The organism is uncultured Halopseudomonas sp., assembly GCF_963977355.1.
Classification (GTDB): Bacteria; Pseudomonadota; Gammaproteobacteria; order Pseudomonadales; family Pseudomonadaceae; genus Halopseudomonas.
In genome coordinates this window covers 1-22,598 of sequence record NZ_CAXBOV010000001.1, presented here as the reverse complement: position 1 = coordinate 22,598, position 22,598 = coordinate 1, and the positions used below count along the sequence as shown (strand labels likewise).

The 22,598-nt window shown below is 57.5% G+C and carries 22 protein-coding genes; 16 read left to right on the top strand and 6 right to left on the bottom strand.

Annotated features, from left to right (window positions below; translation table 11 throughout):
* Window positions 1-59 precede the first annotated feature (59 nt).
* From AAC076_RS00110 to AAC076_RS00080, 7 genes are all read left to right on the top strand, one after another.
* Complete coding sequence (locus tag AAC076_RS00110; RefSeq protein ID WP_339842306.1) at window positions 60-2,123, top strand: PAS domain S-box protein; 2,064 nt, start codon at window positions 60-62, stop codon at window positions 2,121-2,123.
* Between the two features lie 47 nt (window positions 2,124-2,170).
* On the top strand, window positions 2,171-2,596 hold the full coding sequence (locus AAC076_RS00105) for a GNAT family N-acetyltransferase (protein ID WP_339842305.1): 426 nt from the start codon (window positions 2,171-2,173) through the stop codon (window positions 2,594-2,596).
* A 201-nt stretch (window positions 2,597-2,797) separates the two neighbouring features.
* A complete protein-coding gene (locus AAC076_RS00100) occupies window positions 2,798-3,178 on the top strand; it encodes a MarR family winged helix-turn-helix transcriptional regulator (RefSeq protein WP_339842304.1) in 381 nt (126 codons plus the stop codon).
* 110 nt (window positions 3,179-3,288) lie between these two features.
* The gene (locus tag AAC076_RS00095) at window positions 3,289-6,456 is read left to right on the top strand and encodes an outer membrane lipoprotein-sorting protein (RefSeq protein ID WP_339842303.1); all 3,168 of its coding nucleotides are present in this window, start codon (window positions 3,289-3,291) and stop codon (window positions 6,454-6,456) included.
* A gap of 1 nt (window position 6,457) precedes the next feature.
* Window positions 6,458-7,771, top strand: coding sequence for a DUF1302 family protein (locus tag AAC076_RS00090; RefSeq protein ID WP_339842302.1), 1,314 nt, complete (start codon window positions 6,458-6,460; stop codon window positions 7,769-7,771).
* Window positions 7,772-7,804: 33 nt separating this feature from the next.
* Complete coding sequence (locus AAC076_RS00085; protein WP_339842301.1) at window positions 7,805-8,686, top strand: alpha/beta fold hydrolase; 882 nt, start codon at window positions 7,805-7,807, stop codon at window positions 8,684-8,686.
* A 20-nt stretch (window positions 8,687-8,706) separates the two neighbouring features.
* Window positions 8,707-9,840 carry a thiolase family protein gene (locus AAC076_RS00080; protein ID WP_339842300.1) on the top strand — a complete coding sequence of 378 codons (1,134 nt, stop codon included), beginning with the start codon at window positions 8,707-8,709 and terminating at the stop codon, window positions 9,838-9,840.
* Here the strand turns inward: AAC076_RS00080 and AAC076_RS00075 are convergent.
* Together AAC076_RS00075 and AAC076_RS00070 are read right to left on the bottom strand one after the other, a co-directional pair.
* Window positions 9,807-10,562, bottom strand: coding sequence for a dual specificity protein phosphatase family protein (locus AAC076_RS00075; protein WP_339842299.1), 756 nt, complete (start codon window positions 10,560-10,562; stop codon window positions 9,807-9,809). The two genes, AAC076_RS00080 and AAC076_RS00075, sit on opposite strands and share 34 nt — an antisense overlap.
* A 135-nt stretch (window positions 10,563-10,697) precedes the next feature.
* Entirely contained in the window at window positions 10,698-12,656 is a 1,959-nt protein-coding gene (locus AAC076_RS00070; protein ID WP_339842298.1) for an LTA synthase family protein, read from the bottom strand.
* Between the two features lie 115 nt (window positions 12,657-12,771).
* On the opposite strand from AAC076_RS00070, the gene AAC076_RS00065 reads away from it, so the two are divergent.
* The 6 genes from AAC076_RS00065 (at window position 12,772) to AAC076_RS00040 (ending at window position 18,737) form a co-directional block, all read left to right on the top strand.
* Complete coding sequence (locus AAC076_RS00065) at window positions 12,772-13,455, top strand: response regulator transcription factor (protein WP_339842297.1); 684 nt, start codon at window positions 12,772-12,774, stop codon at window positions 13,453-13,455.
* Window positions 13,445-14,707 carry a HAMP domain-containing sensor histidine kinase gene (locus AAC076_RS00060; RefSeq protein WP_339842296.1) on the top strand — a complete coding sequence of 421 codons (1,263 nt, stop codon included), beginning with the start codon at window positions 13,445-13,447 and terminating at the stop codon, window positions 14,705-14,707. The genes AAC076_RS00065 and AAC076_RS00060 overlap by 11 nt, the downstream gene beginning before the upstream one ends.
* Before the next feature lie 92 nt (window positions 14,708-14,799).
* Window positions 14,800-15,492 (top strand): methyltransferase domain-containing protein, encoded by a 693-nt coding sequence (locus AAC076_RS00055; RefSeq protein WP_339842295.1) that lies wholly within the window; start codon window positions 14,800-14,802, stop codon window positions 15,490-15,492.
* A gap of 71 nt (window positions 15,493-15,563) precedes the next feature.
* Window positions 15,564-16,211, top strand: coding sequence for a lipopolysaccharide kinase InaA family protein (locus AAC076_RS00050; RefSeq protein ID WP_339842481.1), 648 nt, complete (start codon window positions 15,564-15,566; stop codon window positions 16,209-16,211).
* Window positions 16,201-16,593, top strand: coding sequence for a diacylglycerol kinase (locus AAC076_RS00045; protein ID WP_339842294.1), 393 nt, complete (start codon window positions 16,201-16,203; stop codon window positions 16,591-16,593). The genes AAC076_RS00050 and AAC076_RS00045 overlap by 11 nt, the downstream gene beginning before the upstream one ends.
* A gap of 47 nt (window positions 16,594-16,640) precedes the next feature.
* On the top strand, window positions 16,641-18,737 hold the full coding sequence (locus AAC076_RS00040; RefSeq protein WP_339842293.1) for an LTA synthase family protein: 2,097 nt from the start codon (window positions 16,641-16,643) through the stop codon (window positions 18,735-18,737).
* On the opposite strand, the gene AAC076_RS00035 is transcribed toward AAC076_RS00040, so the two are convergent.
* Window positions 18,734-19,123 (bottom strand): septal ring lytic transglycosylase RlpA family protein, encoded by a 390-nt coding sequence (locus AAC076_RS00035; RefSeq protein WP_339842292.1) that lies wholly within the window; start codon window positions 19,121-19,123, stop codon window positions 18,734-18,736. The genes AAC076_RS00040 and AAC076_RS00035 overlap by 4 nt on opposite strands.
* Window positions 19,124-19,251: 128 nt before the next feature.
* Window positions 19,252-19,560 (bottom strand): helix-turn-helix domain-containing protein, encoded by a 309-nt coding sequence (locus AAC076_RS00030; protein ID WP_339842291.1) that lies wholly within the window; start codon window positions 19,558-19,560, stop codon window positions 19,252-19,254.
* 97 nt (window positions 19,561-19,657) lie between these two features.
* Between AAC076_RS00030 and AAC076_RS00025 the strand changes: the two genes are divergently transcribed.
* Window positions 19,658-20,746 carry an NADH:flavin oxidoreductase/NADH oxidase gene (locus AAC076_RS00025; RefSeq protein ID WP_339842290.1) on the top strand — a complete coding sequence of 363 codons (1,089 nt, stop codon included), beginning with the start codon at window positions 19,658-19,660 and terminating at the stop codon, window positions 20,744-20,746.
* 66 nt (window positions 20,747-20,812) lie between these two features.
* Here AAC076_RS00025 and AAC076_RS00020 read toward each other — a convergent pair whose 3' ends face one another.
* On the bottom strand, window positions 20,813-20,977 hold the full coding sequence (locus tag AAC076_RS00020) for a hypothetical protein (protein WP_339842289.1): 165 nt from the start codon (window positions 20,975-20,977) through the stop codon (window positions 20,813-20,815).
* 105 nt (window positions 20,978-21,082) lie between these two features.
* Between AAC076_RS00020 and AAC076_RS00015 the strand changes: the two genes are divergently transcribed.
* Together AAC076_RS00015 and AAC076_RS00010 are read left to right on the top strand one after the other, a co-directional pair.
* Window positions 21,083-21,412: an MFS transporter gene (locus tag AAC076_RS00015; RefSeq protein WP_339842480.1), complete on the top strand. Its 330-nt coding sequence runs from the start codon at window positions 21,083-21,085 to the stop codon at window positions 21,410-21,412.
* Window positions 21,413-21,565: 153 nt separating this feature from the next.
* Window positions 21,566-21,868, top strand: a complete 303-nt coding sequence (locus tag AAC076_RS00010) for a hypothetical protein (RefSeq protein WP_339842288.1) — start codon at window positions 21,566-21,568, stop codon at window positions 21,866-21,868.
* Window positions 21,869-22,180: 312 nt separating this feature from the next.
* Here AAC076_RS00010 and AAC076_RS00005 read toward each other — a convergent pair whose 3' ends face one another.
* A complete protein-coding gene (locus AAC076_RS00005; protein WP_339842287.1) occupies window positions 22,181-22,531 on the bottom strand; it encodes a hypothetical protein in 351 nt (116 codons plus the stop codon).
* Window positions 22,532-22,598: the final 67 nt, after the last annotated feature.

Here is a 22,598-nt window from a genome sequence, read left to right as displayed (position 1 = left end):
TGATCCACCAGCGTTGCCATCTGGAAACGCGTTACGCGTGCCAGAAGGAGCCCCCAGCCATGCCCCATGATTTCCCTTTTCTTTCTGGTGGCGGCGAGATGGGCGAGCGAATGCGTGCCCATGATTGGGCTGCGACACCGCTTGGCCCGCCCGACACCTGGCCGCAATCCCTGCGCACCGCCGTGTCCATCTGCCTGAACTCACCGGTGCTGGGTACCGTGCTCTGGGGCCCAGATCTGATCATGCTGTATAACGACGCCTACATACCCGCCATGCCCGAGCGCCATCCGCAGGCTATAGGACGACCGGTAGCGGACGTATGGGTTGATACCTGGGAGACGGTAGCGCCGCCATTGCAGCAAGCCATGGCAACCGGTGAGGGCTTCGCCCAGGAACAGGTAGAGCTGGTGATGAATCGTGGGGGCAAGATCGAGACCACCTACTGGAACATCACAGCCAGTCCAATCCGAGGGGAAGATGGAAACGTAGCAGGCTTGTTAAGTCAGGCTTTTGAGATTACGTCACAAATCATCGCCGAGCGTGAGCGCAGTGCCGCCGAAAAACAACTAAAGGAGCTGAACGAACGACTGGCCGAAGAAGTTGCCATCCGCACCGAAGAACGCGATCTGATGTGGGACACAGCACTGGATCTGATGCTGATTGTCGACTTCGACGGACTCCTCAGACGCGTTAACCCAGCCTGTACCAAGGTACTGGGTTATACCCCACAGGAGCTGGTCGGCTACCACGTCAATGAGTTCGTGATACCCGAAGACCACGATGAAACGGTAACAGCTTACCAACAGGCCGCCATTGGTGAGCAACCTTTGGTAATCAACCGCTGCCGCCACAAGAACGGCTCGGTGATCTGGGTTTCCTGGGCTGCAGCGCCAGCGGGGAATCTGACCTACGCCACGGGCCGCGACATTACCGCGGAGAAAGAGCGCGACGCAGAATTGCAGCGGGCCCAGGCGCAACTGCGACAATCCCAGAAAATGGAGGCGGTGGGCCAGTTGACGGGCGGGCTTGCCCATGACTTCAACAATCTGCTGATGGCAATCTCGGCAAGCCTGGATCTGATACGCCTGCGGATCAATCAGGACCGCGGGCAGGATACCGAAAAGTACATCGACGCTGCCCAAGGTGCTGCCACACGCGCAGCGTCATTAACCCACCGTTTGTTGGCATTTTCGCGCAGACAGACTCTGGCACCTCATCCTACGGACGCCAATCAGTTGATCGAGAGCATGCTCGATCTGGTTCGTCGCACCGCTGGACCGGGAATCTCCGTTGAGTGCTCGAGCCACCAGCAACCATGGATTGCACTGGTTGATCCGTCCCAACTGGAAAATGCCCTGCTTAATCTGTGTATCAACGCCCGCGACGCGATGCCGAATGGCGGCAGTATTCACATTGCCATTGATAGCCAGCAACTCGATGAGGAAGCCGCGCAAAGACTTGACCTGCCCCCAGGCGATTATCTGAAATTGAGCGTAACGGATACCGGGAGCGGCATGTCGGCGGAGACTGCGGCGCGGGCATTTGATCCCTTCTTCACGACCAAACCCCTGGGCATGGGCACCGGGCTCGGCCTCTCCATGATTTACGGCTTCGCCAAGCAATCCGGCGGGCAGGCGAGACTTCTGTCGACATTGGGCGTTGGAACAGAAGTGTCGATATATCTGCCCCGTCATTTCGGCGAGGCACGCATTGAAGGCCGTGTATCAAACGTCCCGCTACTGGCAGGCGCGCACACAGGTGAGACTGTGCTCATCGTCGATGATGAGCCGACAATACGAATGCTGGTAAATGATGTGCTCCAGGATCTGGGCTATCGGACCATCGAAGTCGCTACGGGCCCGGCAGGGCTGGAGGTGCTGCGCTCAGATGCCCGTATTGACTTGCTGGTGACGGACGTCGGTCTGCCGGGCGGCATGAACGGTCGGCAACTGGCAGACGCAGGACGCGTCAAGCGCCCTGACCTCCCCGTGCTGTTCATCACCGGATATGCAGAGCAGGCGCTGTTCGACGTTTCAGATACCAATTCGGGGATGGCCGTACTTACCAAGCCCTTTGCCGTGACCACTCTGGCTTCGCGTATTCGAACCCTGTTGCGGGCGTGAATCGCCAGCGACTTTTAGACTATTTGCAATAAGCTGAGGCCTGGCTGATGAACACCCGTATCGAAGTTGCTGCAAATCCGGGAGAGGCTGAGCGCGCAGCAGTACTCAGACCACTGAACGATTACAACGTCGCGCAGGCAGGTGATCCCCAACCAGAGAACCTGGCACTGCTGATCCGCGACGAACATACCGACGAGGTTATTGGCGGCCTGTATGGCAGCATTTTCTATTGTTGGCTGTTTATCGAATTATTGGCCGTACCCGAACAAACCAGGGGGCAGGGCACGGGCTCAAAGTTACTCGACATGGCCGAAGAACTGGCGAGGGAAAAAGGCTGCGTCGGCATCTGGCTCGACACCTTCGACTTTCAGGCGCCCGAGTTCTATCCGAAGCATGGTTTCACCCGGTTTGGTCAGCTTGATGATTTTCCGCCGGGACATCAGCGTTACTTTTTTCAGAAGCGCCTGATCTGAAGGCCCTCGAAAGCCTTTACTCCACACCCCATAGCGACGTTCAGGCACATTAGCAGGCGCTTGCGACAGTGCTGCGTGCCATAGAAATACAGCCTGAAAGTTGACGAGCTAAAATCATACGTGTATATACACACTATGACAGATGAAAACGCACAGATATTTCCCATCATTGCCCGCGATTGCCTGTGCCGCAAGGCTCGCATGGCAGACCGTATGATAACCCGCGCCTACGACGAGGCATTGCGGCCATGCGGGTTGCGGATCACCCAGTTCACCTTGCTGGTCGCCATCGGTTATGGCGCACCAGGTTCGATCAGCGAGCTGGCCGACTGGTTGGCAATGGAGCGCACCACCCTGACCCGCAACCTCAAATTGCTGGAGAAGGAGGGACTTATCGAAACTCGAGCCGGCGCGCATCACCGTTCACGCGCTTCCGGATTAACGGCTAGCGGCAAAGCCAAACTGGATGAAGCCTATCCCCTGTGGCAAGAGGTACAAAAGAAGTACAGGGAAGGGCTGGGGGAAAAGCAATGGCTCGAAAGCCATGATGCGCTGGCGGGTCTGACCACCATCGCTCGCTAAACCTGCACCAGGCAACTGCAGCACCCGTACCTTGCTGAAAGCAACAGAGCCCTCACGGGCTTTTTTTTAGAAACTTTAACGTGTATATACACTTATAATAGGAAAATCCCATGCGAAACGAGACGGACCGAATAGGTCGATATTTTCATCTCATCGTGAGCCTGCGTTGGCTTGTTCTGTTGCTGGGAGCGATCCTGGTCGGGGCCGCGATGACAGCCATCCCCTCGCTCAGCAAGGACACCTCAGCGGGTGCCTTCATTCATCCCGAGAACCCGGCACTGCTCTATCGGGAGCAGGTTGAGCAGTTGTTCGGTCTGCGGGACCCGATCGTTGTGGCCGTGGTGAACGAAGGCGACAACGGCATCTTCAACCCCGCAAGCCTGCAGCTCGTGGACTGGCTGACCAGTCAGGTAAAGTCCCTCGACAACGTCGACCCTGATCAGGTGATGAGCCTGTCAACCGAGTCAAACGTGGTCGGCACCATAACCGGCATGGAGGTAGACGAATTTCTTGATCCTGTTCCCCAGACGCAGGCAGATGCCAACGCCATACGTCAGGCCATTGCCGACTTCCCTCTTTACCAGGGCAGCCTGGTGGCTCGCGACGGCTCGGCCACCCTGGTGGTCGTGGAAATACTCGACGAAGACCAGGCCCAGCAGACCTATGATGAGATTCTGCAGTTGCTTTCCTATGCACCCAAAGGCGCCCAGGATGAGCTGCTGGTTGCTGGGGAAGGTGCTGTCGCGGGATACCTTTCCAGCTACATAGATCAGGACGCACAGCGTCTCAATCCGTTTGCTGGCCTGATCATTACACTGGTTCTGTTTCTCGCCTTTCGCAGGCTGGGTGCCACACTGCTGCCGAACTTGATCATCCTGGCCACGGTGGGCATCACCCTGGGACTGATGGCCGCGAGCGCCACACCTTTCTATGTGATCACCAACGGCCTGATCGTCTGCATGATCGGTATTGCCGTAGCCGACTCGATCCATGTTTTCAGCCAGTACTACCAGGAGCAGGCCGAGGACCCTTCCGCCTCATCCCGCGAACTGGTAGTGCGCACCATGCGCGCGATGGCACGGCCGATCACCATGACCACCCTTACCACCATGGCCGGTTTTCTGGCCCTTTACGCCACATCAGATATGCCTCCTATCAAGGCCTTCGGCCTGTTCGGTGCGCTGGCAGTCTGCGTGGCCTGGCTATACAGCCTCTCGGTGTTACCCGCTGCGATAAGTTTGCTTAAACCACGGCCAAACAAGGCTTTCCCCGCGCCCGGTAGCAATACTCAGAGCGCCAGCTATCGATTGATGGCGCGGCTTGGTTCCAGCGTCCTGGCCTCCCCTCGTATTGTCATCACCGTCGGCGCAGCCGTGGCGGTCATCGGCGCCTTCGGACTTGCCCGCGTTCAGGTCGAGGATCAGCGTATCGAGAACTTCAAGCCATCCGAACCGCTTTACCAGGCTGACAAGCGCATCAACGGTGCCATGGATGGGACCTACCACCTGGACATTCTGGTGGAAACGCCGGACGAGGAAGGCCTGCATGACCCTGCACGCTTGCGCAAGATAGAGGCACTGCAGCGTTTTCTGGAGAGCCAGCCGCATGTCAACGGCAGCACATCCGTGGTCGATTACATCAAACAGATGAATCGCGCAGTCAACGAGAATCAGCTAGCCAAGTACGTCATACCCGACGACAACCTGCTGATCGCCCAGCTGTTTCTTCTGTATTCCACCTCAGGCAGTCCGACTGATTTCGAAAACGAAATCGATAGCACGCATCGCCAGGCACTGGTTCGTGCCTATCTGGATACCAACGCCTTCAGCAACAATCGCCAGCTGGTTCCCATTGTTGAAGCGTATCTGGCAGAGCATTTCAACGAACCGGGTTTAAGCGCCACACTCACCGGGCGGGTACACGTGGACTATCACTGGATAAACGGCATCGCCGAAAGCCATACCAGCAGCGTCATAGTGTCACTTCTCGCAGTGCTGGTGATGGCTTCTCTACTGTTCCGCTCGGTCTATGCCGGGCTGCTGACCATTGTTCCGGTAGGCATGTCCATTCTGCTGATTTACGCCGTCATGGGCTTCTTTGGCATCTGGCTGGGTATCGGCACCTCGATGTTTGCAGCCATCGCCATCGGGCTCAGTGTCGACTTTTCCATACACTCCCTCGAACGTCTGCGCGAGCTTGGCCGCCAGACCCATCGACCGACAGCAGAAGCCCTGGCCGAGCTATTCCCGACCACTGGCCGCGCGCTGCTGTTCAATCTGGCCGCCGTCGCACTGGGTTTCGGCGTGTTGTGCTTTAGTGATGTGCCACCGCTCATCCGCTTCGGCGGCCTGGTTGCGCTCGCAGTGAGTACCGCATTCATCGCCAGTGTCACCTTGCTGCCCGCCCTGGTATTGCTGCTCAAACCGGCCAGCATCATCGCGCCTGCCGGAGCTCCGAGGAGCACTAAACTGGGTTTCGCTAGCGTGGTCATGCTGGCATTGATCGTCACTGGCACCCTGAACGCACCAGAGCTGTCGGCCGATGAGCTACCCGAGGGCATCGACATCATGCGCTCCGTAGCAGCCCGCGATGAAGGACATCAGGTTACCCGTGACATGCGGCTTGAGCTGACCGATCGACGCGGCCAAACCCGTGTTCAGGAGATCAAGGCGTATCGTCGCTATTTCGCCGACGAAAAGCGCACCATTCTGTTCTATACAGCTCCGGCGAATGTCCGCGGCACCGGCTTTCTGACCTTTGACTATCCGGACACGGCCGAAGAGGACGACCAATGGTTGTACCTCCCGGCCTTGCGCAAGGTGCGCCGCATACCAGCGTCCAACCGCGGCGACTCCTTTCTTGGCACCGATTTCAGTTATGAGGAAATCAAGAGCGACAACAAGGTGGGTTTGCAGGATTACCAGTTCCGCGTTACCGGTCAGGAAGAGGTCAATGGCGCCACCTGCTACGTGGTCGAAGGGACCGCTGCCAATGCCGAAATCGCCAGCGAGCTGGGTTACAGCAAGGCCGTTTGGCGTATCGACCCGAGCATCTGGATCTCGCGCAAAAGCGATTACTGGGACGTTAATGGCAATCACCTGAAAACCATCGAGAACCTGGAGATCGAACAGATTGATGCCGTATGGACGGTATTGCAGGTGCGCGCCAGTAATCACAAGAGTGGCCATACCACCGTGTTGACCAGCTCCAGTGTGGATTACCAGAGTGACGTACCCGAGCGCCTGTTCAGCCAGCGCACGCTGGTAAGGGGGTTATGACATGGACTCGAAGATATGCCCGCTGAGCACGTTAGCCCTGATGCTGTCACTGGGAGTGAGTGGCAGCGCCACGGCACTCACGCTGCAGGGCACCGCCGATCTGGGCATCGCATTGCAGACCGATGATGGCAGCGTGCAAAAGTCGGAACTGGTACTCACGCCGCGTTGGGATCTGGACCTTCCCCATTCAGCGCGTGCGACCCTGATCGCGAGGGCGCGCATGGATGGCGTTGACAAGCTCTCCCCCGGCCAGCCGAACCAGCGCACGCGCAGTCACTGGAATCGCCGTGGCTACCTGGGCGATAACGGCGATATGGAAGTGCGCGAAGCCTATATCGACGCAGCCATCGACGACACCTATATCCGGCTGGGCAAGCAGCAGGTTGTGTGGGGACAGGCGGACGGCTTGCGCGTATTGGACGTACTCAACCCTATCGATTATCGCGAATTTATCCTGCCTGAGGTCGATGACCGGCGCATTCCACTGTGGATGCTGAACGTCGAAGCACCCCTGGCTGCCGGTATGCTCCAGCTGATTCTGATTCCCGATCAGACCTACGATGAGCTGCCGCCAACTGATGGTGCCTTCGCGTTCAGCTCGCCTCTGCTGGTACCCGGCGCACCGGCTAATGTGCCGGTGACCCTGCTTGACCACGACCGCCCGGACCGACCCGTGCGGGACGCCGATGCCGGCGTGCGCTGGAAGGGCTTTGTGGATGGCTGGGATCTGAGCCTGAACTACCTCTACCACTATCAGGACCAGGCAGTTTTCTACCTGACACAGCAACAGAGCGGTGTCGTAGTTGCGCCAACCTATGAGCGCTCCCACCTGCTCGGCGCCACCCTGTCCAATGCGTTTGGCGATTTCGCGCTACGCAGCGAGCTGGGCTATTCGACCGATCGATACTGGGTTGCAGACCCGGGACGGATAACCTCCGCAGTGGCAGACAGCCCGGAGCTCGCCTACGTGGTTGGCCTCGACTACAGCGGCTTGAGCAACACCTTTCTGAGTATGCAGGTGTTCCAGAGCCACCTCACCCAATCGACTGACGCCATCATCCGGGACCGAACAACCACCCAGGTAACGGCGCTTGCCCGGCGCAACCTTTGGAACGAGGCATTGGCGCTGGAAGCCTTTGTCGTACACAGCCTCAACGAGGCCGATGGCTTGCTTCAACTGGAGGCGCGCTACCAATTCAGCAGCACTCTGTCGGGGCGGGTCGGAGCTGACCTGTTCTACGGCGACAGCAGCGGCGTGTTCGGTCAGTTCAGGACCGCCAACCGGGTCCATATCGGCCTCACCTATGCGTTCTGATCTACGACCTTCAACTTACAAGAGGATGCAAAAATGGCTATCCGCAATATGGGAACTCAAGCAGCAATATCCGTCACAGGACTTATATCGGCACTTTTGCCCGGGTACTTTGGCTCACTGGGAGCACGCGCCTTTCTGACTCCTCGCCCGAACAACAGCACACGGCACTGGACAGAGGCATTCGACGATTTCGAGCGCAGAGAGATCTCCGTCGATGGCCATCAGGTGCCATTCTGGGTCAAGGGAACAGGCCCTCTGGTCCTGCTGGTACACGGATGGGAACGGGATCACTTTGCCATGGGCGGATTCGTGGCACCGCTGCTCAGCGCTGGCTATCGGGTAGCCGCCCTGGATCTGCCGGGACACGGCGAGGCCGATGGTCAAAGCGCACCGCTTCCCCTGCTGGCCAGGTCTATCGCCGAAACCGCGTCAGCTCTCGAGCAACCCTGCACGGTGATCGCCCACTCCATTGGCGCAGCAATGACAGCGCTGGCGGCAGAAGCCTATGGACTCAAGCCTGACTGTGCAGTGCTGATCTGTGCTCCGCGCGGCGCGGAGGATTACGCGCTCGCGCAAGCCAGGCGCCAGGGGCTGAGTCAGCGCGCGTTGCAACAGATGGTCAGGCAGATTACCCGGGCGCTGGGTGAGCCACTGGAACGTTACCGCGTGGATCACGCACTGCAATCGATGACGACACCGATCCTCCTGGTCCATGCCGCAGATGACGCCATCGTGCCGCTCTCGGATGCGCAGGAAAACCTGCGCGCCTCATCCGCCCATTCGCTCTGGTTAACCAGCGGCGGACACAACCGGATCCTGGCCGACAGCCGCATGATCAACGACGTATTGAAATGGTTGAACTGGCCAGTGCCAACGCCAACCGGCTCAGCTCGTACAACTACCGTCCGTGAATAACAGATAATTCTGGAGATACCATGAAAGCACTGATTTCAGCCTACGCGCGCACACCCTTTCACTTTGCCCGCAAGGGCGCTTTGGCGGGTATGCGTCCGGATACCCTTGCGGCTCACCTTATTCGGGCCTTTACCCAACAACTGGATATTGATCCAACCTCCCTTGAGGATGTGATAGCTGGCTGCGCCTACCCTGAAGGGCCGCAAGGCAACAACGTGGCGCGAATCGCTTCGTTGCTGGCAGGTTTTCCAAACAGCCTCAGCGGCATGACGGTCAACCGCTTCTGCGGCTCGTCCATGTCTGCAGTGCACATCGCCGCTGCGCAGATCGAGGCCGGCATGGGGGAAGCATATCTGTGTTTCGGCGTGGAATCCATGAGCCAGGTGCCCCAGGGGGGACTGACCTTTTCACCCAATCCAGAACTGTTGGAGCACACCGACGCCTATATCAGCATGGGTGAGACGGCCGAAAATGTGGCCTCGTTGTACCCGATCTCCCGTGCTGATCAGGAAAAGCTGGCCCTGCAATCACATAGCAAGGCCGCGTTGGCTCGTCGGGAGGGCCGGCTGAGCGACGAGATCATTCCCATTCGCCTGGCTTCTGGAGATCTGATCAGAGAAGACGGCTGCATTCGCCCTGCAACCTCCCTGGAGGCTCTTGCCGGCTTGAGCCCGGCATTCCGACCCGATGGTCTGGTGACCGCCGGGACCTCCTCCCCGCTAACCGATGGCGCAGCCGCTGTACTGGTGACCACCGAAGCCTACGCATATCGTCACGGTCTGGCGCCGTTGGCCCGTGTGATGGGCATGGCCACGGCAGGTGTCGATCCCGCCCTGATGGGCCTCGGCCCCGTCCCGGCCACGCGCAAGGCACTGGCCCGTGCCGGCATAAGTGCAGACCTGTTGGATGTAGTAGAGATCAACGAGGCATTCGCATCACAGGCCCTGGCCTGTGTACGTGAGCTAGGGCTGAACGAGGAGACTATCAACCTGGATGGCGGTGGCCTCGCGATCGGGCATCCGCTTGGCGCCACTGGCGCACGCATTACCGGAAAGGCCGCAGCCCTGCTGAAGAGGACCAATGGTCAGTATGCCCTCGCCACGCAGTGTATTGGCGGCGGTCAAGGGGTTGCCACTGTCCTCGAACGGCTTTGAACCAGGGCCTCCGGATAGTCGGCTAGCGGCTCAGCCTGACTCATAAACCAGCTTGTCAGACGGCACCAGGCCAAGGGGTTGGTACTGCACTCGCCCGCCTCGATGGCCTGTTTAACCGCATCCACATCCACCCGGTTCATATAGCCCACCGCATCGTCCATGCGCCCGGCAGTGCCAAAGCCACCCTCAAGCATTTCTGCCATGGCCTCTTCACGACTCCAGCCATCATAAACGATGCGGTACATGGCGCTGATCAGCCCGGTGCGATTCTGGCCGTGCTTGCAGTGCACCAATACCCCACCCTGTTGCTCGCCTGCGCGAATGGCGCGCAAGACAGTAATGACCTGTGTGTCGGTGACGCGGTCTCCCCGCAAAGGGATATGAATACTGCGCATGGCATCGTCGCCGAGCCATATCGCATCACTTTGCTGATGAAGATTGATCACGGTGCGGATGCCCCGTTGGTGCAACTGCACAAGATCGTCAGTTTGCGGCACCGCACTTCGATAGAGTGAAGGGCTCAACGCATACAAGCGAAAGCCGGCATCCAGCGGAGTAGCCCAGGTTGTCGGTCGCGCCTGTTGTTCGCCCAGCATAGGCGGCGGGACATCAACATGGCTACTGCGTAGTACATCCGGACGCCATAGCGCCACGATGGCCAAAATGCACAGCGGTAACAACAACCAAGCCGCATAACGTAGCGGACGTTTAAACAGCGCCATGCTGAACATCTCCGTAAAGGCTTCTGGAGGCATCAACGCTCGGCGGTTGCCGTTGCAGCATCAGAGCCATCAAGCTGAGCGGTAGTGCCAGCCAAAGTCGGAAATTGAATGGTCTGGAAACCTGTATTTGCGCCCTCATCTCTGGCTGATCCGCGCTTTGGGTTCCATCAGGGCATGCCAGGTCAGCAAATCATGCCCGAAGGCATAGCTGGAGCCCTCGTAGTAGGCAATGCTCCTCGCGATCAACGGATCGCTCTGGTCGGTCGTACTTTCAAGACTGTCACCCAGCGCATCGTCGTGCAGACGCATCAATTGACGCGGGCTGAGAATCGCCAGATTCTGGCCATCAAATAGACCCAGATGCTGATAATTGCCAATCAAGGCGCGCCCTGGCGCTGCATCCTCGCGCAGTACATTGCGGCCAAAGAAGGTCGAGGTGTAATCCATGTTCAACAAACCGAGCAGCGTAGGAGCCAGGTCAATCTGGCTGGTCAGAGTGGTCACCTCAGCTGGCTTTACCAACTGCGGCGCATAGATGAATAACGGAACGTGGTAGCTGCTGACGGGCAGATCTTCCTGGCCGGCACTGCCCGCCGTATGGTCCGCAATAAACACAAATAGCGTGTTATCAAACCACGGCTTCTGCCGCGCTGCGCGCAGGAACTCGCCGATAGCGTAGTCGGTATACTTTACAGCGCCTTCGCGACCGCTGCCTGACGCAATATCGATGCGGCCTTCCGGGTAACTGTAAGGTCGGTGATTGGAGGTCGTCATCAACTGCAACAGGAACGGGCTGCCCTTGGCAAAGTCGGCATCAGCTACTTTCAGGGCCTGGGTATACAGGTCTTCATCACTCATGCCCCAGGCATTGGTAAAGGTCACTTCACTGTCCGGCACTCTGACCTGATCGACAGTGCGATAACCATTACCCTCAAAGAAAGCGTTCATGTTGTCGAAGTAGCCGCGCCCGCCATACATGAAGACGCTGTCATAACCCTTAGCGGTAAATTGCTGTCCCAGGCTGGCGAAACCGCTTTCGCGGCCAACGCGCTTGACGATCGAGCGACCTGGGGTTGGCGGGATCGACAGAGTAATTGCCTCCAGCCCACGCGTGGTGCGGGTCCCGGTCGCGTACAGATTGCTGAAATACAGACTCTGCTGGCGCAGCGCGTCCAGCTCCGGACTTAGCCCACGGCTATCGCCTTCACTACCGAGGTATTTAGCGCTCAGGCTTTCGATGGTCACCAGAATCACGTTCATGGGCACGGGTTGGCCAGGGTTGTCGATAAGCCGGCGAATGCTCAGGGGATTGCTGTCCACAAACACCGCATTAGGCTCACGCACTTCATCGCGCATGTCTTCGGCGACTTGCTTCAGTGGCAACACAGGATAGAACTGTTCGTAATCCAGCTGATTGTTACGGAAGGCTGCAAAAAACTGATAGGGCCCATTGGCTGATAATTCGTGCTGGTAGGCGTTACCACCGCTGTTACGCGGAAAATCCTGTCCCACCATGCCGACACTCAGCGCTAACAACAACACCCAGCTGCTAAGGAACATGCCCCGCTGGCGCCACGACAGCAGGGGCGCCAATGCAACACGGCGCATGGCACCACGCAGGCTCAAGGTGATAGCGACAGCAAGCAATGCCAATACACCCAGCAGCGGGTAAACCGGATAGGATTCGAGAATGTTGTTGAGCACTTCATCGGAGTACACCAGATAATCGACCGCGATAAAGTTGAACCGCACGCTGAACTCATCCCAGAACAGCCACTCGGATATCGCCGTGAACAGCATGATGAAAATGCTCAGGGTAAGTAAAAGCTGCAGCAGTCGCTGATTCCAGCGGCTTTGCCACACTTTCCTCGGACACAGCAACAGATAAAGGGTCATTGGAACCAGCGCATACAGCAGAAAAACCAGATCATAGACGCCACCCTGGCCGTAAAGCGCCAAAGTGCTGACCAGGCCTAACTGCGCCTCATCGAAGTGAGTCGATAGCAACAGGGTGCGAGTCAGGATGAATATTGCCAGCCAGACCAGGGAAATAATGGCGAGATAACGTGCTTGGGCAAACTTGAACAGGTGCATTGTATGATCCGCATTGATGAGACTGGCGCAAGTGTGGGCATACTGCTGTCAGCAGCTCGTTAAGGCGCTGTGAAAAAAGTGTTAGTTAACAGGTTCCAATTGATGAGGCCGATGGATGCGCATCCTGGTAATCGAAGACAATCGTGACATTCTGGCCAACGTGCTGGATTATCTGCAGGGCAAGGGCTACACGGTGGACTGCGCCCAGGATGGTTTGTCAGGTCTGCATCTGGCGGTGAGCGAGCATTACGATCTGATCGTGCTGGATATCATGCTGCCAGGCATCGACGGTTATCAGTTGTGTCAGCGTCTGCGCGACGATGCCCAGCGCGACACCCCGATCATCATGCTGACCGCGCGCGACCAACTGGAAGACCGTCTCAAAGGCCTGAAAAGTGGTGCTGATGATTATCTGGTCAAGCCCTTCGCACTGTCCGAACTGGTAGCACGCATAGAAGCCGTACTGCGGCGCAGCCAGGGCGGCGCCAAACATCAACTGCAGGTAGCCGATCTCAGTTACGACCTGGATACCCTGCAAGTCACCCGTCAGGGCAAAACGCTCAAACTCAACCCGGTAGGTCTGAAGCTACTGGAGGTGTTGATGCGCAAAAGTCCGGCAGTAGTTCGTCGCCCGGTATTAGAGGAAGCCCTGTGGGGCGAAGAACTCCCCGATAGCGACAGCCTGCGCAGCCACGTGCATCAACTACGCCAGGTGATCGATAAACCCTTTGCCCGGCCCCTGCTGCACAACTTGCATGGCATGGGCTACTGTCTTGCCGAGCGCAACAATGAAGACTAAGCATCCGCTGGTTCGCCGCATCATCATCGCGTTTACCCTGATGACACTGATCGTCAGTGGTGGTTTCTCCCTGGGCATTGTCGCGATTGTGCACTTTATTGAAGAACACCTGGTTACCCAGGGTATGGCAGAGGAGCTGGACAGCATTCTCCACAAGGATCTGGCACAGGGCCTGCCCCCCAGACTGGACGCCAAAACCCGACTGTTTGCTTCGCACATACCAGGCTACGAGATCCCAGCGAGCTTTATCGGCCTGGATGATGGCTTCGCCGAGATAGTCGATGACACGGGTGCCTACTACCTATTTGTCCGCGATACGCCCCAGCAACGTTTCATGCTGGTGCGCGAGCAAGCCGAGTTCGAGGCACGGGAAACTGCGCTTTTCACAGTCGTTTTCGCTGGCTTCATTCTGAGCGGTCTGGCTGCCTGGCTGCTCGGCTGGATGATGGCGCGCACCATCATCGCCCCCCTGGCCCGTCTGGCTCACCAGGTTCGCCACCGCGATCAGCTGCTGACACTCGCGCCTCATCTCGCACCGGATTATCCGAAGGATGAGGTAGGTCATCTTGCCGCAGCCTTTGATGCCACCCTGGGACAACTGCGCAGCTCGCTGGAGCGCGAGCGTTTTTTTACCAGCGACGTCAGCCACGAGCTTCGTACTCCGCTGATGGTCATCGCTTCTTCTGCAGAATTGCTTGAGACCGCTGAGCTGGATGAGCGCGAGCAACGCCAGTTAAACCGCATAAAACGCGCCAGCGCAGAAATAAGCGAGCTGGTCGAAACCTTTCTGTTGCTGGCCCGAGCCAACACTAAACAGAACCCATTGAGCGGCAACGCCACACTGGAGCAGGTGGCGCACGAGCAAGCAAAGCGCTGGGCACCACGCTTTGCTGACCAGGGCCTCGATTTTCGCCTTATTGTAGAAGAGCCCAACGATGTGCTTTTCCATGGAGGGTTTCTCAACACCGTCATGTCCAATCTGATCCGCAATGCCCTGCATTACACCGCAAAAGGCGAGATACGCCTGCTGCTGTCAGCCAACGGCTTCCGGGTAGAAGATAGTGGCCAGGGGGTACCCAGCGCGCAGCAGGACGATATCTTCAAACCCTTTGTGCGCGGCTCAGAAGCACGGGGCGAAGGATTGGGACTGGGGCTTTCACTGGTCAAGCGCATCTGCGCGTACCAGGGCTGGGAGGTGCGGATGTATTCCCTGCCTACCGAGGGGAGCTGCTTTGAGGTGACACTGATCTAGCGCGCTTTCACGAAATTTTGACACTCCTTTGACAATCGCTTGACCGACCTTTGCATATTCTGGCCCGGATAAATCTATCCGAGAGCCCTGTAATGTCCAAAGCCAAAGCGATCAAGCTGGAATTTTCCGAGAAGTATGATCAGCAGCATGCCTATCAATATCTGCAGAAGCACCAGGCAGGGCTGGCTCGTCGCCTTTCAAACTGGCGCGATATGCAGCTGGCGCGGCATGCACTTAAAGATGCCGGCGAGCCCAACCTGGTGCTTGATCTGCCCTGCGGCGCAGGCAGGTTCTGGCCGCTGCTGGCAGAAGCACCCAATCGCGTAATCCTGGCAGCGGACAACTCCGCCGACATGCTGACAACAGCGATAGCCGGCCAGCCACCTGAAATAGTTGAAAGGGTCAAAACATTCCAGACCTCAGCCTTTGACATCGATCTAGGTGACAATTCGGTGGACAGCATTTTCTGCATGCGCCTGATCCATCACGTTGCCGACCCCGAACACCGTCTGGCCATGCTGCATGAACTTTGTCGAGTCACCCGCGACACGGTGATCATCTCCCTCTGGGTCGATGGCAACTACAAGGCCTGGAAGCGTAAACGACTGGAGGCACGCCGCACCGCTCGGAGCAATCGTTCAGAGAACCAGAACCGCTTTCTGGTCAGCCGCGACACCATCGAGGGCGAATTTCGTCAGGCCGGCTTCAATATCATTAATCACCATGATTTTTTGCCCGGTTACGCCATGTGGCGCGTCTACGTGCTGCGTAAGGTGCGCCCGTGAGTAGCGCATCCTGGCAGCCCAGCGGGCTGTTTTCAGGCTTCAGGCAGTCCGGCTTTGAACGTTGGTGGAGCATGGAAGGTGAGTGGGTCGAAGAGCAGAACCAGCGGCGCGGTGGTGAGAGCGGCGTCAAGCTGCTGCCACCGCTCAAGCCCGGTCAACCACCGCTCTACAGCAAGCGCCAGGTCGGTCATCTGTTTCGCTCATTACGCCATCCCTTTGGCCTGCCGACAGTATTACGTGAAGAGCAGGCTCTGATCGCGTGCGAGCAGTTGGGTGTCACTGTGCCCAAGCGAGTTTTCTGCGCTGCGCGAAAACAGCAAGGCCGGTGGCAGGCACTGCTGATTACCGAAGAGCTGCGCGGTTTTGTCAGCCTGGACCAATGGTATGCCGAGCATGCGCCCAAGCTGGACGAACACGGTCGTAAAGCTGTGCTCCGCCGCCTCGCGCTGGTGCTGCAGAGGCTGCATCGCGGGCGCAGACAACACGGCTGCCTGTATAGCAAACATGTTTACATCCGCCTGACTGCAGAGGTGCCGGAAGTGGCGCTTCTGGATCTGGAGAAAAGCCGTATCAGGCTTCTGCGTAGCAAGGCAATAAACCATGATCTTTCCCAACTCCGACGCCATCGTGGGGGCATGCCTGAGGCAGACTGGAACTATCTGCTGGAGTGTTATCACAACCCACAACTGGAATATCAGGTAGATACAGATGAAGCCTGATCCCACACCCAGCAGTAACGCACTGGCGTTTAAAAGTCGTGGCGGTTTCGGCCGGGTATTCAAGGCAACGGGTTACTCCATAGCCGGTCTGCAGGCGGCCTTCACTGGAGAGGCGGCGTTCCGCCATTTGCTGGCGCTGAGCGCGGTACTGATTCCGCTGGCAGTCGTCCTGGACGTCAGCGCGATCGAGCGCGCCATACTGCTGCTGGTGATATTTGCGGCGCTGATCGTCGAACTGCTCAACTCGGCTATAGAGGCTGTAGTTGACCGTATTTCATTGGAACTGCACCCCCTATCCAAGCAGGCCAAGGATATGGGCAGCGCTGCGCAGCTTCTCTCGCTGCTGATGATTCTTACCGTCTGGCTGGTGATATTGATCTAGCCGACAGCACCTGTTGCGTCTCCACCTGAATGGAAATCCCCAAAGTCATGCGTACTTTTCCTGGTACCGCTGAGCTGCCTCGGTCGACCGTCGGCCTGCGTAGCCAATTACTCTTTGTGCTTTCGACACTGTTTGCGCTCACCCTGTTGCTAACATGCCTGCGTGTGGCATTGCTGGCCTTCAACTGGGAGCTGGTCGCAGACGCCTCCTGGAGGGATCTGGCCGAGGGCTTCTACAACGGCCTGCGCTTTGACATGCGCGTGGTAATGATTGCAGGCGCACCGTTGATCCTGACTTTCCTCAGCTCCAGGCTCATGCAACTGCGGACATTGCAGTGTATCTGGCTAACACTGGCAGCCCTGTTGCTGAGTTTGTTGGGTGTAATAGAGCTGAACTTCTACCGAGAATTTCATCAGCGTCTGAACGCACTGGTGTTTCAATACCTGCAGGAAGATCCCACTACCGTGCTGCGCATGCTCTGGTACGGTTTTCCTGTAGTACGGCTGATGCTGGCCCTGGCGATTGTATCGCTACTGATGTACCGGCTTTTCCGCTGGCTTGACCGTCACACCCGCCAGCCAGCAGATGCCAACAGAATAAGAATGACCCAAAGAGGAGCGATGACGGCCCGGCTGGGCGTGCTGGTGCTATTGCTGCTCAGCGCTACCGTATTGGCCCGAGGCACGCTGCGCCAGGGTCCGCCGCTGCGATGGGGTGATGCCTTTACTACCGACTCGATGTTCGCCAACCAGCTGGGACTGAAACCCTCCTTGACCCTCTATGGCGCAGCCAAAGCCCAGTACTCGGAGCACCGCGACAACGCCTGGGTCGACTTGATGCCTGCGGAGCAGGCGACTGGAATCACCCGACAGATGCTGCTCGGCGGACACGACCAGTTGGTAGAACCTGAGCTGGCTCCGGTGCGCCGCGACTATCAACCGCCCGAGGACGCTACCCTGCCGATCCGCAACGTGGTCGTGATTCTGATGGAAAGCTTTGCGGGCTACTACACTGGCGCGCTCCGCTCCTCGCTGCAGATAACCCCCGAGTTCGACAAACTCAGCAAGGAAGGGTTGTTGTTTACCCGTCACTTCTCCAGCGGCACCCACACTCATCAGGGCATGTTCGCCACCATGGCGTGCTTTCCCAACCTGCCTGCGTTCGAATATCTGATGCAGGAGCCGGAGGGCGGCAATCAGTTTTCAGGTTTGCCCCAGCTGCTTGGCGCACGCGGCTTCAACGATCTGTACGTCTACAATGGCGACTTTGCCTGGGACAACCAGCGCGGCTTTTTCGGTAATCAGGGCATGACCCGATTCATCGGCCGCAATGACTACGTAAACCCGGTGGTGTCTGACCCTACCTGGGGTGTTTCCGACCAGGACATGTTTGATAGAGCCGTCATAGAGCTGCGCCAGCTCGATCCCGATCGCCCCTTTTACGCATTGCTGCAGACCCTGTCGAACCACACGCCCTATGCTCTGCCCGATACTCTGCCCGTGGACGAGGTCACCGATCAGGGAAGCTATGCGAACGAGCACCTGAGTGCTATGCGCTATTCCGACTGGGCGTTGGGCCGCTTCTTCGAACAGATCAGGGATGAGCCGTACTACGACCAGACGCTGTTCGTCATCGTCGGCGACCACGGTTTTGGCACTCCACAGCAGCTGACCGAACTGGATCTGCTGCGCTTCCATGTACCCTTGCTGCTGATCGCTCCGGGCATGATCGAGCGCTTTGGCGAGCAGAATGACGTCGTCGGTACCCAAGTGGATATCGTACCGACCATCATGGGCCGACTGGGTGGCGAGGTTCGACACCAATGCTGGGGACGCGACCTGCTTACCCTGCCAACAGATGATCAGGGTATGGGTGTGATAAAGCCATCCGGTGGAGGCCAGACCGTGGGTATCATCCGCGGAGATAACGTACTGATTCAACCGCGCGACGAAGAACCCAGGCTTTACCAGTATCAGTTGGGCGCCGAGCCAAAGGCCATGCTGCAACCAGCGGTGCCAAAGCCAAAGCGCTTGCAAGAGGAGCTTGAGGCCTATGTGCAAGCTGCAACACAGGCCCTTTTAGACGATAAAGCAGGGGTTGAGGTATCGAAAAACCGAAGCGCAACCGAGGTATCGGCGCCCTAGTGAATAACTTCCATCTGGACCTGTAGCAGCCCCTCGGAGGCGCGCCCGATGCTCTCGAAAGCTACCCGGGACAGATCTATGATCCGGCCTCTGACAAAGGGGCCGCGGTCGTTTATCCGCACCACAACGCTCTTGCCGCTCTTGATATTGGTTACCCTTACCATTGAACCGAATGGCAAGGTCCTGTGGGCTGCTGTTTTCTCTTCGGCATTGTAAAGCTCACCACTGGCGGTATGTCTGTCAACGTACCTGTCGGCGTAGTAGGACGCCTGCCCGGTTTCGGTATGGCCGATCCATTTTTCGCTCGCACTGGCCTGGCTGGTACTGCAGCCGTTGACCACGAAAACCAGCAATAAAAGCCAGAATGTTCTGGTTACCCTTTGCATCCGCCATCTCCATTAGGTGTCACTCACGCAGAAACTGCGCTCGAGAACTGCTGTTAAGCATACGTTATCCGTGCGAAAACCCAGAACAAAGTCGCACCTGTCGTGGGTCCGCAGTCGGTCAGCCGTGACTAGCCCTGCGCATGTTGCGCCAGTATGGCCGTCAGCAAACCAGGAAAACGCTCATCCAGTTCAGCGCGGCGCAGGGCGTTCATGTGCGTGGTGCCGACGCTCTTGGTACAAACCAGGCCAGCGTCACGCAGTACTCGGAAGTGATGGGACATACTGGATTTAGGCCGACCACCGTCAAGGTCGCCACAGCTGGCCTCTTCGACCTCGGCAAGGCGCTGCACGACTTCCAGGCGCACCGGATCACTCAAGGCGTAGAGCACGCGCTCAAGATTGAAGTCGCTCACCGGGGGATGTTTGAAAGGTCGCATGCTTTGAATCATACACTTGGCTTTACTTATGATCCATAGTTCCAATATTATCGAACAACTGAACCAAGCCATCTCCAACTACTCAACGGAAGTTTCAATGTCTGCATTATTCCAACCCTTCAGTCTGAAAGACGTCACATTGCGCAACCGCATTGCGGTTCCACCAATGTGCCAATACTCGGCCACCGACGGTCTGATCAACGACTGGCATATGGCCAACTACACCGGCATGGCTCGCGGCGGCGCTGGTCTAGTGATCGTCGAAGCCACCGCGGTATCGCCGGAAGGCCGTATTACTCCCGGCTGTGCAGGCATATGGAGCGATCAGCTCGCCGAAGCTTTCATCCCTGTGGTGCAGAGCATCAAGGCCCACGGCGCAGTTGCCGGCATCCAGATTGCCCATGCAGGCCGCAAGGCCAGTGCCAATCGCCCCTGGGAAGGTGACGATCACATCGGTAACAATGATCCGCGCGGCTGGCAGACCATTGCTCCGTCCGCCATACCCTTTGGCGCCAATCTGCCCAAGGTGCCTGACGCCATGACCCTCGACGATATTGCTCGGGTAAAGAGTGACTTCGTCGCCGCCGCCAAACGTGCTCTGAATGTTGGGTTTGAATGGCTGGAGCTGCACTTTGCCCACGGCTATATGGCCCAGAGCTTTTTCTCCGAGCATGCCAATCAGCGCACCGACGCCTATGGCGGCAGTTTCGAGAACCGTTGCCGCTTTCTGCTGGAAACTCTGGAAGCTGTGCGCGAGGTCTGGCCACAGAACCTGCCGCTGACTATCCGTTTCGGCGTGATCGAGTTTGATGGGCGCGATGAGCAGACCCTGAAAGAATCTATCGAGCTGACACGTCAATTCAAGGCAGCCGGCATGGACATGATGAGTGTCAGCATGGGCTTCGACACCCCCACCGCGAAGATTCCCTGGGCGCCAGCTTTTATGGGGCCGATTGCACAGCGCGTGCGTGAAGAGGCAGGTGTACCGGTATCATCCGCCTGGGGCTTCGGCGAGCCGCATATAGCTGAAAAAGCGATACAGGATGGGCAACTTGATCTGGTGATGGTCGGCAAGGCACATCTGGCGAATCCGCACTGGACCTATCAGGCCGCGCGGGACCTGAAGATCGACAAACCGTCATGGACCTTGCCAGCACCCTATGCGCACTGGCTGGAACGCTACTGATCCAGACGCCACCCATCCCTCGTTTAACACGCAAGGATAAAACTGGTGGTCGTTATCGCTAGCTGCTCAGGCCGAGGAGCCTGGGTGGCGCTGTTTCAGGCGATCCAGCCATGCAGGGTCCAATCGATACTGATCGATCGACAGCCCCGTCTCAAGCATTGCCTGGCGATGCTGTTCCATCTGCCCGCTGAGATCATCTGCTGCCTGGGGATGGCCATCAAGCCGGTGCATTTCCACCTGGTAATTGGGGTCAGATGAACATAACTCTTGCTCAGCCTATCGGAAGGATCATGCCAGCTGCCGGCTCGTTAAAATTCGATCTGACCCCGATTTTCTCTGTATCTGCCGGGCATGCCATCCATGGCGGGCGACTTCGGCGTTTCGGACGGACGCATCCAACAGACCCTCGCTGTTTTCCTTATAGGTCTCGCTATCGGTCAAGGGCTATATGGCCCAGTGCTTGACAGGAATGGGAGACGCCTGCCGCTCCTTCTGGGTGTTGAAATATTCGTCGCTGGATCGGTGCTGGCTGCCATCTCGACCAGTGTCGAATGGCTGATGGCCGCGCGCTTTCTTCAACAGATAACACGGGCTCTGAGCCGCTATCTCAAACAGCGTATAGACCCCGATAACGGACCGCGTGGCGGGTGCGAGCGCCCACAATAAACGCCTGAGCAACGCCGCGAGCCTGCCAACCATTAAATACGTTATGCCATGTTTTCGAGACGAATTGGATAAATTCATATGAACCGCTACTGCACAATGCATCTCGTCAACACGCAACATCACTTACGAATTGCTTCTTAAAGGAATCACACCATGAATAGTTTTAGTCTTATCAAAAAAGTAGTTATTAGCACAGCAATAGTGGCCATCTTTGGTACTGCATCGATAGGCAGCGCGATGGCCCAAGACGGAGCAGAACGCCTAAGAAAGTTTCACGACGTGGCCAGTGCGCCGGTGAGCAATGTCGAGCAGACCGCCGATCAAGCTCCTTTATCAAGTATTAATGACAGCCAGATTGAGGACAGTACTGCAAACTTTGGACGTCTTCAAAAGCGCCACGGGGGCGGGATTTTTAAACACAACGGGGGCGGGCTTTTTAAGCCCAACGGCCGCTAGATTATTTTTCCTTGCAGGCCATAGAGTACTACGTCCCAAAACTGGGTCCGAGTTCGGCAAACATCGAGAACCAGGCGATGGTTGTTCGACTCGGGCTCGACCGAGCCTCACTGTGTCCCTACGTAGCGTATTCCGTCACAAGTCCCATCCATCCTTTGACTTACCTTGCCAGGCGACCTTACCTCGCTGTACGTCACCCATTCCAAACGACAGCCAATGAATGAACCTCACCACTGTCCGCAATGAGGAGGGAGCATCCTGCTTCGGGGCTATGTCTACTGGTAGACACAGTTTTCATCTAACTCCGATTTTCTAGCAATTGCTAATACGCGTTCTGGTATCAGCAAGATGCTCCTCAAGGGAGTCAATCAAGCGCGTGAGCTCTGGCGACTTGTCATCTTGCTCAGCGCCGTCAAGCAGCTCGAAGAGAGCCTCGTCCTTTTCGATACACTTGTTCAGGACAGCGGCTTTGGAATCGGCGGAAAGAAATTTGGCGATCTTGCCTCCCAGCTCCTCGAACCACTCCCTGTCCGCATCCGGCTCTGCTGGCAACTCGTCCAGCTGCTTGACCACCTGCTCAAAAGGCGCGACAAATGCCTCCCGCTCATTGGCAATATCAGCGAGCACCTCACCCACGGGGTTTTGCGCCAACTCCTCACTCATAGCTCGATAAAAGTTGTTAATGGCCAATTAATCTGACCCACCTCTGGCCAACAATTTTGACCCACCC

Excerpts from the sequence above, each read along its gene's own strand:
- AAC076_RS00110 (WP_339842306.1), top strand. The coding sequence starts at position 60 with ATGCCCCATGATTTCCCTTTTCTTTCTGGTGGCGGCGAGATGGGCGAG.
- AAC076_RS00105 (WP_339842305.1), top strand. The coding sequence starts at position 2,171 with ATGAACACCCGTATCGAAGTTGCTGCAAATCCGGGAGAGGCTGAGCGC.
- AAC076_RS00100 (WP_339842304.1), top strand. The coding sequence starts at position 2,798 with ATGGCAGACCGTATGATAACCCGCGCCTACGACGAGGCATTGCGGCCA.
- AAC076_RS00095 (WP_339842303.1), top strand. The coding sequence starts at position 3,289 with ATGCGAAACGAGACGGACCGAATAGGTCGATATTTTCATCTCATCGTG.
- AAC076_RS00090 (WP_339842302.1), top strand. The coding sequence starts at position 6,458 with ATGGACTCGAAGATATGCCCGCTGAGCACGTTAGCCCTGATGCTGTCA.
- AAC076_RS00085 (WP_339842301.1), top strand. The coding sequence starts at position 7,805 with ATGGCTATCCGCAATATGGGAACTCAAGCAGCAATATCCGTCACAGGA.
- AAC076_RS00080 (WP_339842300.1), top strand. The coding sequence starts at position 8,707 with ATGAAAGCACTGATTTCAGCCTACGCGCGCACACCCTTTCACTTTGCC.
- AAC076_RS00075 (WP_339842299.1), bottom strand. The coding sequence starts at position 10,562 with ATGGCGCTGTTTAAACGTCCGCTACGTTATGCGGCTTGGTTGTTGTTA.
- AAC076_RS00070 (WP_339842298.1), bottom strand. The coding sequence starts at position 12,656 with ATGCACCTGTTCAAGTTTGCCCAAGCACGTTATCTCGCCATTATTTCC.
- AAC076_RS00065 (WP_339842297.1), top strand. The coding sequence starts at position 12,772 with ATGCGCATCCTGGTAATCGAAGACAATCGTGACATTCTGGCCAACGTG.
- AAC076_RS00060 (WP_339842296.1), top strand. The coding sequence starts at position 13,445 with ATGAAGACTAAGCATCCGCTGGTTCGCCGCATCATCATCGCGTTTACC.
- AAC076_RS00055 (WP_339842295.1), top strand. The coding sequence starts at position 14,800 with ATGTCCAAAGCCAAAGCGATCAAGCTGGAATTTTCCGAGAAGTATGAT.
- AAC076_RS00050 (WP_339842481.1), top strand. The coding sequence starts at position 15,564 with ATGGAAGGTGAGTGGGTCGAAGAGCAGAACCAGCGGCGCGGTGGTGAG.
- AAC076_RS00045 (WP_339842294.1), top strand. The coding sequence starts at position 16,201 with ATGAAGCCTGATCCCACACCCAGCAGTAACGCACTGGCGTTTAAAAGT.
- AAC076_RS00040 (WP_339842293.1), top strand. The coding sequence starts at position 16,641 with ATGCGTACTTTTCCTGGTACCGCTGAGCTGCCTCGGTCGACCGTCGGC.
- AAC076_RS00035 (WP_339842292.1), bottom strand. The coding sequence starts at position 19,123 with ATGCAAAGGGTAACCAGAACATTCTGGCTTTTATTGCTGGTTTTCGTG.
- AAC076_RS00030 (WP_339842291.1), bottom strand. The coding sequence starts at position 19,560 with ATGCGACCTTTCAAACATCCCCCGGTGAGCGACTTCAATCTTGAGCGC.
- AAC076_RS00025 (WP_339842290.1), top strand. The coding sequence starts at position 19,658 with ATGTCTGCATTATTCCAACCCTTCAGTCTGAAAGACGTCACATTGCGC.
- AAC076_RS00020 (WP_339842289.1), bottom strand. The coding sequence starts at position 20,977 with ATGCACCGGCTTGATGGCCATCCCCAGGCAGCAGATGATCTCAGCGGG.
- AAC076_RS00010 (WP_339842288.1), top strand. The coding sequence starts at position 21,566 with ATGAATAGTTTTAGTCTTATCAAAAAAGTAGTTATTAGCACAGCAATA.
- AAC076_RS00005 (WP_339842287.1), bottom strand. The coding sequence starts at position 22,531 with ATGAGTGAGGAGTTGGCGCAAAACCCCGTGGGTGAGGTGCTCGCTGAT.